2 protein-coding genes are annotated in these 13,410 nt (G+C 76.9%); both read left to right on the top strand.

Going from position 1 to position 13,410, the window contains the following annotated elements; translation table 11 throughout:
• Positions 1-178 precede the first annotated feature (178 nt).
• Complete coding sequence (locus tag OG455_RS05645) at positions 179-3,367, top strand: LuxR family transcriptional regulator (protein WP_266290830.1); 3,189 nt, start codon at positions 179-181, stop codon at positions 3,365-3,367.
• A gap of 74 nt (positions 3,368-3,441) precedes the next feature.
• Positions 3,442-13,401: a type I polyketide synthase gene (locus OG455_RS05640; RefSeq protein ID WP_266290828.1), complete on the top strand. Its 9,960-nt coding sequence runs from the start codon at positions 3,442-3,444 to the stop codon at positions 13,399-13,401.
• Positions 13,402-13,410: the final 9 nt, after the last annotated feature.

Below are 13,410 nucleotides of genomic sequence, written 5' to 3'. Positions count from 1 at the left end.
CCGGGCCCGTCGCTCCTTCTCGATCGCCGCCGCCACGGCCGCTCGGACCCCGTCCCCTCGTGTCCCGACCGGGCACGCCGAGTGCCTCCGGCCTCCCTGCCACCCGAATTCCACGCTTCTCGCACGTGACCCGCCCCGGCCCCGGGCGAGCGCCGTGCGCCTTGTACCAGGAGAACGGATGTCCGCGTTCGCCGCGCCCACCACGCGCACTTTCCCCAGGCCGCTGCCGTTCGGGCGCGACCGCGAGTTCCACCGGCTGACCGAGGCGCTGGAGCGCTGCCTGAACGGCCGTGGCGGTGTCGTCGCCCTGAACGGCTCGGTGGGCAGCGGCCGCAGCGAGCTGCTCTACACCTTCATGGAGGAGGCCGCGCTGAGCGGTGCGCGGGTGCTGGTCGGCACCGGCTCGCCGCTGGAGCGGGACTTCCCGCTCGGGCTGCTGCGCCAACTCCTCGACAGCGCCGAGCTCGACCGGGACGGCGCGGCGCGCGCGGCGCTGCTGCTGCGCGGCGCGGTGATCGAGGAGACCGAGCCGGACGGCGCCGGGAGCCACCCGCTGGCCGAGCACCGCTCGCCCCGCCTCGCGCAGCACGCCCTGGAGGGGCTCTGCGCGCTGCTGCTCGAACTCGCCGAGCGCCGACCGCTGCTGATCGCGGTCGACGACCGGCAGGACGTCGACCTGCAGTCCCTGGAGTTCCTGCTCTACCTGGTCCGCCGCACCCGCAACGCACGGGTGCTCACCGTCCTCAGCTCGCGCGAGACGATGACGCCGCCGAACCCGTTCTTCGACGTCGAGCTGGCCCGACAGCCGCACCACGAGCGGGTCAAGCTGGAGTTGCTCGCCCCGCGCGAGGTGGCCGAGCTCTGGCGGCAGCGGTTCGGCCTGCGCGCCGGGGTCGAGCACGCCGCCGAGGCGCACGCGCTGACCGGTGGGAACCGGCTGCTGGTGGACGCGCTGATGGATGATCAGGGGGACGTGCGACAGTTCGGTGGCGGTGGCCGAGGCGCGAACGCCCTGGGCACCGGCGGGTCGCCGGACGGCGGACTGGCGGTGGGGGAGAGCTACCGCAGGGGCCTGATGAGCTGCCTGCACCGGATGGACCCACTGGCGCTGCGTTGCGCGCGTGGCGTCGCGGTGCTCGGGGGTGCCGCCGAACCGGAACTGCTCGCCGAACTGCTGCTGCTCGCACCCGACTCGCTGGCCCGCGCCTTCTACCTGCTGCACGCGGCCGGGCTGTTCCAGGACGGCGCCTTCCGGCACCCCACCGCCGCCGGCGACCTGCTGGCCGCCGTGCGGCCCGCCGAACTGGCCGGGCTGCACCGGCGGGCGGCGGAGCTGCTGACCGCGACCGGCGCGCCCGACGCCACGGTGGCGGTCCAACTGCAGGCCGCCGCAGGGCAGTCCAGGTCGCCCTGGTCGGTGCCGCCGCCGCGCTCCGCCGGGCTGGGGGAGCGGGTGCCGCGGCCGCCGGCGGCGCGGGCCCCGGGTGGGCCGGTGGTCGCGGTCGAGCCGCCGGTCGCCGCCGACCACCCGTCGGATGACGGGCCGGCCGCCCGGGAGGAGGCAGGTGGCAGCGAGGCGGGTGGCAGCCTCGACCTCAAGCCGCTGCGCTACCTCTTCTGGCACGGCCGGGTCACCGAGGGGCTGGGCGAGTTGGCCAGGGCCGAGGCGGCCCCGGGTGGCGGTGCGGCCACCCGTGAGCTGCGCGCCTGGCTGGCGTACTGGTACCCCTCGCTCCTGCCGTCCGCCAACGTGGGGACGGGCGGTGGCGAGGGGACGGGCGTTGGCGCGGGGGCAGGCGGTGCCGCGGGGACGGGCGGTGGCGCGCGGGCGCTCCTCGGCGTGCGGCCGGGCGGCACCCAGGTGTTGGCGGCGCTGCTGGCCGGGACCGACCCCGTGACGGCGGTACGGCAGGCCGAGCAGCTGCTGCGGGCCGGGCAGTTGGGCCGTTCGCCGGTCTCGGTGGAGTCACTGACCGCGGCGCTCACCGTCCTGGTCTACGCCGACCGGGCGGATCTCGCGGCCCGCTGGTGCGGACCGATCGCGCAGCGCACCGGGAGCCTGTGCAGCACCGCCTGGCACGCGCTCTTCTCCGCCCTGCGGGCGGAGACGGCGTGGCGACAGGGCGACCTGCGCGGGGCGGAGGAGGGTGCCAAGGCGGCCTTCGCCGCCGTGCACCCGGACAGCTGGGGGGTGGCGGTCGGCGTCCCGCTCGCCACCATGGTCGCGGTGCAGACCGCGCTGGGCCGCCACCAGGAGGCCGCCCGTTACCTGGCACTGGAGACGCCGACGGAGATGGACCGCACTCCCGCCGGGCTGCACTACCGGTACGCGCGCGGCGGGCACCGGTTGGCGACCGGCCAACTGGACCAGGCGCTCGCCGACTTCCGGGCCTGCGGCGAGACGATGGCGCGCTGGGGGCTGGACCACCTGCCCGGCCTGGTCCCCTGGCGGATCGGCGCGGCGCGCACCCAGCTGGCGCTCGGCCGCCCTGGCACCGCGCTCGCGCTGGCCGAGGAGCAGGAGGCCAGGCTCGGCGCGTCCGGGCACGCCCGGGTGCGGGGGATGGCGCTGCGGGTCCGGGCGGCGGCCGGGGGCCGGGGCGGGCGCACCGAGCTGCTCGAAGCTGCTGTCGGGGCGCTGGAGGAAGCCGGCGACGAGTACGAACTGTCCGGTGTGCTGGCTGAGTTGAGCGTCGCCCATCAGGTCCAGGGGGATCCGGTGCGGGCCCGCCTGACGGAGCGCCGCCGACGCCACTCGCCGGCCGGCGCGGGGACGCTCTCAGCGGTCGGGGCGCTGGCGGCGGTGGGCGCGCTGGCCGCGGTGCCCGCTCCGGTCGGCCCGCCGACCACCGTCGCGTCGGCCGCCGCGCCCGCGTCGGCCCCCGCGCCGGCCGCCGCGCCCGCGCCGGTGGCGCCGGGCTCGCCGGTGCCGTCGGGCGCGCAGGCCGACGCGAGTCTGAGCGATGCCGAGCGGCGGGTGGCGGAGCTGGCGGCGCACGGGCTCAGCAACCGGGAGATCGCCCGCAAGCTCTACATCACGGTCAGCACGGTCGAGCAGCACCTGACCCGGGTGTACCGCAAGCTCGGGGTCCGCCGCCGGGTCGACCTCGGCCCGCGCCTGGCCCAGGTCGACGCGGTCGGGCTGCCCGCACCGGCCGGCCCGCCGACCACGCCCGGAGCGGTGGGCCTGACAGGCCTGCCGGGCTTGCCGGGCTTGACAGGTCTGACCGGCCTGACAGGCCTGCCGGGCTTGACAGGCCTGCCGGGCCTGGTGGGCATGGCAGCCCTGGCCGGTCCGGTCGGACCCGATGGACCGCTCGACACCCCCTTGCTGCTGGCCGGTAGGGGTACCACAGGGGTTGCCTAGGGGTCAGCTCCAGCGCCACTCGCGGAAGTCTGAGGGACATCGCCCATCGCCGTCCCCCAGAGTGGAAGCCCGCCATGCCCCTGGAAGCGCTTACCCCGCCCGAGTCGGCCCGCGCCGCCGCCACGCAGGCCGTGGCCGTCGTGGGCGCCGCCTGCCGCCTCCCCGGCGCGGCGAGCCCGCAGGAGTTCTGGGAGCTGCTGGACCGCGGTGCGAGCGCGGTCGGCCGCCCGCCCGCGGGGCGCTTCGCCGAGGGCGAGGCGGCCAGGGCCGGCGGCTGGTTGGCCCAGGTCGACCGGTTCGACCCGGAGTTCTTCGGAATCTCGCCGGCCGAGGCCGCCGCCAGCGACCCGCAGCAGCGGTTGCTGCTCGAACTCGCCTGGGAGGCCCTGGAGGACGCGGGTGTCCGGCCCGCCACGCTGGCCGGGCGCCCGGCCGGGGTCTTCGTCGGAGCGATCGGCGGCGACTACGCCACGCTGGTGACCCGCGGCGCGGGGGCGGCGCTCACCCGGCACAGCCTCACCGGTCTGAACCGGGGCATCATCGCCAACCGGATCTCCTACGCGCTGGACCTGCGCGGGCCGAGCCTGACCGTCGACTCCGCGCAGTCCTCCTCGCTGGTCGCCGTCCACCTGGCGATGGAGAGCCTGCGCTCCGGTGAGTCCGAACTCGCGCTCGCCGCCGGGGTCAACCTCAACCTGGCCGCCGAAAGCACGCTGACCGTCGAGCGGTTCGGCGCGCTCTCCCCGGACGACCGCTGCTTCACCTTCGACGCGCGGGCCAACGGCTACGCCCGGGGCGAGGGCGGCGTGCTGCTGGTGCTGAAGCCGCTGGCCGCCGCGGTGGCGGACGGTGACACGGTGCACGCCGTCCTGCTCGCCGGCGCCGTCAACAGCGACGGCGCCACCGAGGGCCTGACGGTGCCGAGTGCGAGTGCCCAGGCGGAGCTGGTGCGGACCGCGACGCGCCGGGCCGGGCTGCGCGCCGAGCAGGTCCAGTACGTGGAACTGCACGGCACCGGGACCCGGGTGGGCGATCCGATCGAAGCCGCCGGGCTCGGTGCGGCGCTCGGCGAGGGCCGCCCGGCCGGCGAGCCGCTGCTGGTCGGTTCGGCCAAGACCAACGTCGGTCACCTGGAAGGTGCTTCGGGGATCGTCGGGCTGCTGAAGACCGTGCTCAGCGTGCGGCACCGGCGGCTGCCCGCCAGCTTGAACTTCGAACAGCCCAACCCTGACATCGACTTCGACGGGCTCGGCCTGCGGGTCCGCACCGAGTCCGGGGCCTGGCCCGCGCCCGAGCGGCCGCTGATCGCGGGAGTGAGCTCCTTCGGGGTGGGCGGGACCAACGCCCATGTGCTGGTGGGACCGGCTCCGGAGCGGACCGCCTTGGTGGCAGCCGCTTCTGACGCTCCGTCGCGGGAGCGTGGGCCCGTGCTCTGGCCGCTCTCCGGCCGCACCCCTGCGGCCCTGCGCGAGCAGGCTTCCCGCCTGCGCGCGCACCTCCAGGAGCACCCCGGCCTCCGCCCGGCGGACGTGGGCCACACGCTGGCCACCACCCGCACCGGCTTCGAGCACCGGGCCGTCCTGCTGGGCCAGGCCCCCGCCGTCCAGCCTTCCGCCGTCCAGCCTTCCGCCGTCCAGCCTTCCGCCGTCCAGCCTCCCGCCGTCCAGGCCTCCGCCGTCCAGGCCTCCGAGCACGCCGAACTGCTCGCCGCACTGGCCGCGTTGGAGCGCGGTGACCAGCACCCCGACCTGGTGCGCGGGGTGGCGCGCGGCGGCCGGGGCACCGTCTTCGTCTTCCCCGGGCAGGGCTCCCAGTGGGCCGGCATGGCACGTGAACTCCACGCGACCGCACCGGCGTTCGCCGAGCGGCTGGAGGAGTGCGCCGACGCGTTGGCCCCGCACACCGACTTCGCGCTGCTGGACGTGCTGCTCGGCAGCTCCGGTGCGGCCGAGCAGTTGGAGCGGGTGGCGGTCGTGCAGCCCGCGCTCTTCGCCGTGATGGTCTCGCTGGCCGCGCTCTGGCAGGCCTCGGGCGTGCACCCGGACGCCGTGATCGGGCACTCGCAGGGCGAGATCGCCGCGGCCGCGGTGGCGGGTGCCCTTCCGCTCGCGGACGCCGCCGCCGTGGTCGCGCTGCGCGCCCGTGCCATCGCCGGACTCGCCGCCGGGCGCCCGGCCGCGGGGCGCCGGTCGGAAGGTCGGCAGTTCGACGGTCGGCAGCCGGCCGCGCCGCGCGGGGGGATGGCCTCGATCCCGCTGCCGGCCGACGAAGTCCGTTCCCGCGTCGAGCGGTTCGCGGGCCGGCTGGCCGTCGCCGCCGTCAACGGGCCGGGCGCGACCGTGGTCTCCGGTGATCTGGCGGCGGTCGAGGCGCTGGTCGCCGAGTGCCGGGACGAGGGCCTGCGGGCCAAGCTGGTCCCGGTCGACTACGCCTCGCACTCGCCGCACGTCGAGCCGCTGGCGCGGAGCCTGCCGGAGCTGCTGCACGGCATCGGGCCGCGCCGGGCCGCGACCGCCTTCTACTCCACGGTCACCGGCGCCGCCCTGGACACCACCGAGCTGACCGGCGCCTACTGGTACCGCAACCTGCGCTCGACCGTCGAGCTGGAGCGCGCCGTCCGGGCCGCCCACGCGGACGGCCACCGCGGCTTCGTCGAGATCAGCCCGCACCCGGTGCTGACCGTCGGCCTGGACCAGATCCTGGACGGCACCGCGGCCGTGGCCGGCACGCTGCGGCGCGACCAGGGCGGGCTGCGCCAGTTCCGCACCTCGCTGGCGGAGTTCCACGCCAGGGGCGGCGCGGTCGACTGGTCGGGGCTGCACGGGCCCGCCGCGCGGCGGGTGCCGCTGCCGACCTACGCGTTCCAACGGCGGCGGCTCTGGCTGGACTCGATCGCCGAGCGGCCCGCGGCGGCGGCCGGCGGCGCGCTGCTCGACGAGGCCGCCGCGCTCGCCGCGGTCCGGGTCGGCACGGCGCTCGTGCTGGGCCACGACGGCCCGGCGGCGGTCGATCCGGACCGGACCTTCAAGGACCTCGGACTCGACTCGGTCTCCGCCGTCGAACTGCGCGAGCGGCTGGTCGGCACCACCGGCCTGCCGCTGCCCGCCACGCTCACCTACGACCGCCCCACGCCCCGCGCGGTCGCCGCCTACCTGCACGAGCTGGCGGCCGGGCCCGAGCGTGACGCGGACGCGGCAGCGGTGGCGGGTACGGTGACGGCGCAGGCGGCGCAGGACGACCCGATCGCCATCGTCGCGCTGAGCGGCCGCTGGCCGGGCGGGGCCGACACACCCGAGCGGCTCTGGGAGCTGCTGCGCGAGGGGCATGACGCGATCGGCCCGTTCCCCGACAACCGTGGCTGGGACCTGGAGGCCCTCTACGACCCCGAGGGGCTGCGGCCGGGCAGCTCCTACACCCGCCAGGGCGGGTTCCTCCAGGACGCCGACCGGTTCGACGGCGCCTTCTTCGGGCTCAGCCCGCGCGAGTCGGCGGCCATGGACCCCCAGCAGCGCCTGCTGCTGGAGTGCACCTGGGAGCTGGCCGAGCGCGCGGGCCTGCGTCCGGCGGAGCTGCGCGACAGCGCCACCGGGGTCTTCGTCGGTGTGATGCCGCAGGAGTACGGCCCCCGGCTGCACGAGACGTCGGAGAGCTACCAGGGACACGCGCTGACCGGCACCCTGACCAGCGTCGCCTCCGGGCGGTTGGCCTACACGCTGGGCCTGCGCGGCCCGGCGATCACCGTGGACACCGCCTGCTCCTCCTCGCTGGTGGCGATCCACCTGGCCGCCCAGTCGCTGCGCGCGGGGGAGAGCGACCTGGCGCTGGCGGGCGGGGTGACCGTGATGTCCATGCCCGGCATGTTCACCGAGTTCAGCCGCCAGCGCGGGCTGGCCGCCGACGGGCGCTGCAAGCCGTTCGCCGCCGCGGCCGACGGCACCGCCTGGGCCGAGGGCGCGGGCCTGGTGCTGCTGGAGCGGCTCTCCGACGCCCGGCGGCGCGGGCACCAGGTGCTCGCGCTGATCCGCGGCTCCGCCGTGAACCAGGACGGGGCCTCCAACGGCCTGACCGCGCCCAACGGTCCGAGCCAGCAGCGGGTGATCACCCAGGCGCTGGCCGCCGCCGGGCTGCGGCCCGAGGAGGTCGACGCCGTCGAGGCGCACGGCACCGGGACCGCCCTCGGCGACCCGATCGAGGCGCAGGCGCTGATCGCCGCGTACGGGCCGGGGCGGCCGGCGGACCGGCCGCTGCTGATCGGCTCGGCGAAGTCGAACATCGGACACACCCAGGCAGCCGCCGGGGTGACCGGGGTGATCAAGTTGGTCCAGGCGATGCGGCACGGGGAGCTGCCCGGCACGCTGCACCTGGACCGCCCCTCCCCGCACGTGGACTGGTCGGCCGGCACGGTCGAGCTGCTGACGGACCGTCAGGCATGGCCGGAGAACGGGCGGCCGCGACGGGCGGCGGTCTCCTCCTTCGGCATCAGCGGAACCAACGCGCACCTGATCCTGGAGGCGCCGTCACAAGCTGACGCTCCGTCAGTTCCGGCGCTGGACGAGGCCCCGGCCGGGGACGCCCCGCTGCCGTGGGTGCTCTCCGCCCGGGACGAGCCGGCGCTGCGCGAGCACGCCGCGCGGCTGGCTGCCTCGCTGGCGGACCGGCTGGACGAGGGGGCGCGGCTGGACCCGGCCGACGTCGGGCACGCGCTCGCCGTCGACCGCACCGCCTTCGGACACCGCGCGGTGCTGCTCGCCGCCACCCCGGCCGACCGGCTCGCGGCGCTGCGTGCACTCGCCCGGACCGCTGAGGCCGCCGGGCCCATCGGGGGCGGCGCGGCAGCGGACGGCGCTGCGGGGGCGGCGTTCACCCTGATCCAGGGGGTCACCACCCCGGCGGCGGCTGGAACCGCGTTCCTCTTCTCCGGCCAGGGCAGCCAGCGGCCGGGCGCCGGGCGCGAGCTCTACCGCTCCCACCCGGTCTTCGCCGAGGCGGTGGACGCCGTGGCGGAACTCTTCGACCAGCAACTGGACCGCCCGCTACGCCCGCTGCTCTTCGCCGAGCCGGGCAGCGCGCAAGCCGCGCTGCTCGACGACACCGCTTACACCCAGCCCGCCCTGTTCACCCTGCACGTCGCGCTGTACCGGCTCGCGGAGTCCTTCGGGGTGCGCCCGGCCTACCTGATCGGCCACTCCATCGGCGAGTTGAGCGCGGCCCACCTGGCCGGGGTGCTCTCGCTGCCCGACGCCGTCACGCTGGTCGCGGCCCGCGCCCGGCTGATGCAGGCGCTCCCGTCCGGCGGCGCGATGGCGGCGATCCAGGCCACCGAGGCCGAGCTGCTGCCCGAGCTCGCGGCCGCCGGGGCCGGGGCCGGTGCGACCGAAGGAGCCCCGGGCGCCGCCCGGGTGGGCATCGCCGCCGTCAACGGGCCTGCCTCGGTGGTCGTCTCCGGTGACGCCGAGCCGGTCCGGGCGTTCGCCGAGCGCTGGCGGGCCAAGGGGCGGCGGACCAAGCTGCTCCAGGTCAGCCACGCTTTCCACTCGCCCCGGATGGACGCGGTGCTGGCCGAGTTCGGGGCCGTTGCCGCCGCGTTGGACTACGCCGAGCCGCGGTTGCCGGTGGTCTCCAACCTGACCGGTGCCCTGGCCACCGCCGAGCAACTGCGCAGCCCCGACTACTGGGTGCGCCACATCCGCGAGGCCGTCCGCTTCCATGACGGGATCCGCACCCTGCACGGACTCGGGGTCGGCGCCTACCTGGAACTCGGGCCGGCCCCGGTGCTCACCGCGCTCGTCGCGGCGAGCCTGGAGAGCTTCGAGGGCGAGCCGGGCTTCGAGGACCCGCAGATCCCGCAGATCCCGCAGGCCCCGGATGCCGCCCCCGCCGCCCCCGCCGTGGCGGTGCTGCGCGCGGACCGCCCCGAGGTGCTGACCTTCACCGAGGCGCTGGCCCATCTGCACGTGCACGGCGCGGCGGTGGACTGGCGGCCCGCCTACGCGGGCCGGGCCGGCCACCGGGTCGAGCTGCCCACCTACCCGTTCCAGCGCCGCCGGCACTGGCTCCAGGCGCCCGTCCGGGCCGACGGCGCGGCCGCCGGGCTGCTCGTCCTGGATCACCCGCTGCTCGGCGCGGCGGCCGAACTGAGCGAGGAGGACGGCTGGTTGCTGACCGGTCGACTCTCGCTGCGGACCCACCCCTGGCTGGCCGACCACGCGGTGGGCGGCGCGGTGCTGCTGCCGGGCACCGCGTTCGCCGAGCTGGCGGCGCAGGCGGCCGCCCGGGTCGGCGCGGTGCGCGTCGAGCAACTGGACCTGCGGGCCCCGCTGGTGCTGACACCGCGCGGCGCCGTGCGCCTTCAGGTGCTGCTCGGCGGCGCGGACGAGGACGGGCGGCGCACCCTGCAGGTGCGCTCGCAGCCGGAGGACGCCGCCACCGGATGGACCCAGCACGCCGGCGGCACGATCGCGCCGGTCGGCGCCGACGCCGAGGCGGCCGACAGTGCTGAGGTCGACGGCGCTGAGGTCGACGGCGCTGAGGTCGACGGCGCTGAGGCAGACGCGGGCGCGGCGGCTTGGCCGCCGCCCGGTGCGGCACCGGTCGAACTCACCGGTCTGTACGAGCAACTCGCCGAGCGCGGTTACGCGTACGGCCCGGCGTTCCGGCAGCTGACCGGCGCCTGGCGGCTGGGCGAGGAGCTGTTCGTCGAGGTCGGGCCCACCGAGCCCGAGCGGCGCTACGCGGTGCACCCGGTGCTGCTCGACGCGGCACTGCACGGCGTCGTCGGCCTGCTGCTGGCGGCCGGCACGCCTCTCGTCCCGTTCTCCTGGCAGGATCTGACGCTCCATCGGAACAGTGCCTCGGTGCTGCGCGCCCGGATCACCCCGAACGGCTCGAACGCCGTCGCGCTGCGGCTCTTCGGCCCCGGCGGCGAGCGGATCGCCACGGTCGGCGCGCTCGGCTTCCGCGCCCAGGCCGCGGCGGCCGCCGACTCCCTCTACCGCCTCGACTGGACGCCCGCCCCGGCGCCCGCCCCGACAACTGCTCCGGCACTCGCCCCGACGCCCGCCCCCACGTCGGCGCCCGCTCCGACCGGAGCGGTGGCGGACTGGCTGCTGCTCGGCGAACCGGCGCTGCTCGGCCTCCCCGCCGACACCCCGGCGCACGCCACCCTCGCCGAGCTCCCCGCCGGCTCCGCCACCGCTCCCACCGCCCCCCGAACAGTCGCCGCGCCCGTCACCACCGCGCCGCAGGCCCTCGCGCTGCTGCAGCGGTGGCTGGCCGAGGACCGTCCGGGCAGCCTCGCGCTGATCACCCGCACGGCCGTCGCCACCCACCCGGGTGAGGACGTCCCCGACCCCGCGGCCGCCGCGGTCTGGGGCCTGGTCCGCGCCGCGCAGGCCGAGCACCCCGACCGCTTCCTGCTCCTCGACACCGACGGCACCCCCGAGAGCGCCGCCGCCCTGCCGGCCGCCCTGGTGACGGCCGCCGGGCCCACTGCCAACTCGGCCAACCCGGCCGCCCCGGGGACCCCCGGTGAGCCGGAACTCGCCCTGCGGGCCGGTGAAGCGCTGGTCCCGAGGCTGGCCGCCCCCGCGTCCGGTGACGTGCCCGGCGAGGTGCTGGCGCCGCGCGGCGAGCACGCCTGGCGGCTGGACACCGAGCGGCCCGGCAGCCTGGACAGCCTGGCGGCGCTACCCGCCCCCGAGGCGCGGGCACCGCTGACGGACCATCAGGTACGGTTGGAGATCCGGGCGGCGGGCCTCAACTTCCGGGACGTGCTGATCACCCTGGGCATGTACCCGGGTGGCGCGCGGGTCGGAGCCGAGGCCGCGGGCCTGGTGCTGGAGACCGGCCCGGGCGTGACCGGACTGCGCCCCGGCGACCGGGTGATGGGCCTGGTCCAGGGCACCCTGGGGCCCGTCGCGGTCACCGACCACCGGCTGCTCACCACGATCCCGGCCGACTGGAGCTTCGCTCAGGCGGCCACCGCCCCGGTCGCCTTCCTCACCGCCTACCGCGGCCTCCACGACCTGGCGGGGCTGCGCGCCGGCGAGCACGTGCTGGTGCACGCCGCGACCGGCGGGGTCGGCCAGGCCGCCGTCCAACTGGCCCGGCACAGCGGAGCGGTGGTGCTCGGCACCGCCGCGCCCGGCAAGTGGCCGGTGCTGCGCTCGCAGGGCCTGGCGCAGGACGCGATCGCCTCCAGCCGCACCCTGGACTTCGAAGCGGAGTTCCGGGCGCGCACCGGCGGGCGCGGAGTGGACGTCGTCCTCAACGCGCTGGCCCGGGAGTTCACCGACGCCTCGCTGCGCCTGCTCGCCCCCGGCGGCCGGTTCGTCGAGCTCGGCAAGACCGACCAGCGCGACCCGGCCGTCGTCGCGGCCGAGCACGACGGCGCCGCCTACCTGGCCTTCGACCTGTTCGACGTCGCGCCGCAGCGGATCTCGGAGATCCTGGCCGTGCTGCGGCCGCTCTTCGAGGACGGCGCGCTGCGCCCGCTCCCGGTGGCGGCCCAGGACATCCGACTCGCCCCGCAGGCGGTGCGCCGGTTCAGCCAGGCGCGGCACATCGGCAAGCTCGCGCTGACCGTGCCGCGGGCCCTGGACCCGGAGGGCACGGTGCTGATCACCGGCGGCACCGGCGCGCTCGGTGCCCTGATCGCCCACCGCCTGGTCACCCGCCACGGCGTGCGCCACCTGCTGCTGGCCGGGCGGCAGGGCGCCCGAGCCGCCGGAGCCGCCGAGCTGGCCGCCGAACTCACCGCGCTGGGCGCCGAGGTGACCATCGCCGCCGCCGATGTCGCCGATCCGGCGGCGGTGGCCGGGCTGCTCGCGGGCCTGGCGCCCGAGCACCCGCTGACCGCCGTGGTGCACGCGGCCGGGGTGCTGGCGGACACGCTGCTCACCGACCTGACACCGGAGCGGCTCGCCCAGGTGCTGCGCCCGAAGGCGGACGGGGCCTGGCAGTTGCACCGCGCCACCGAGCACCTCGACCTGGCCGCCTTCGTACTCTTCTCCTCGGCGGTCGGCCTGCTCGGCAACGCGGGCCAGGCCAACTACGCGGCGGCGAACGCCCAGTTGGACGCGCTGGCCCAGCACCGCCGGGTGCGCGGCCTGCCCGCCCTCTCGCTCGCCTGGGGACACTGGGCGCAGGCCGGCGGCATGGCCGCCTCGCTGAGCGCCGCCGAGACCGAGCGGCTGGCCCGCACCGGTCTGGCGCCGATGACCAGCGAGCAGGCGCTCGCCCTCTTCGACGCCGCGCTCGACTCGCCTTACGCCGCCCTGGCCGCCGCGCGCCTGGCGCCGGCCGCGACCGAGGGCGACCGGCTCGCCCCCGTGCTGCGCGGCCTGCTCCGGGTGGGACCTCGGCCGACCCGGGCCGCCGCCGCACCTGGCGGAGACGAACCAGCGGCGCTGGCCAGGCAGTTGACCGGACGGCAGCCCGCCGACCAGGAGCGGATCCTGCTCGCCCTGGTGCGCGCCACGGCGGCGGCGGTGCTCGGGCACCCGGATCCGGCGGTGATCCAGCCCCAGATCGGCTTCATGGACGCCGAGTTCGACTCCCTCGGGGTGATCGAACTGCGCAACCGGCTGAACCGGGCGACCGGTCTGCGGCTGCCCACCACAGCGGTCTTCGACCACCCCACCCCGCTGGCCCTGGCGGCCCACCTGCGCGAACTGCTGGCCCCGGTCGAGCCCGCGCCGAGTTCGGCGCCAAGGATCGGCGGCCCCGGCGAGTTGGAGCTGGACCGGCTCGCCGCCCTGCTCACCGAGCAGGCCGCGGCCGACCCGGGCGCCCGGGAGCACGCGGTGCGCCGGCTGACCGACCTGCTCGCCGAGCTCGGCGCCGCGCGGCACCTGGCGGACACCGAGGCCGGCCACGACGCCCGGTTCGGCCAGGACGGCCAGCTCGGCCCGGACGGCCACGGTGGCCGGCTCGGCCAGGACGGCCCGCCTGACGAGGACATCGCGGCCCGGCTGACCGGTGTCAGCACCGACGAGATCTTCGACTTCATCGACAACGAGCTCGGAATTTCCTGAGAGAGGCGA

This window comes from Kitasatospora sp. NBC_01287 (assembly GCF_026340565.1).
Taxonomy (GTDB): domain Bacteria; phylum Actinomycetota; class Actinomycetes; order Streptomycetales; family Streptomycetaceae; genus Kitasatospora.
The sequence above is the reverse complement of the archived record's forward strand: the minus strand, read 5'-3'. Positions and strand labels throughout refer to the sequence as shown.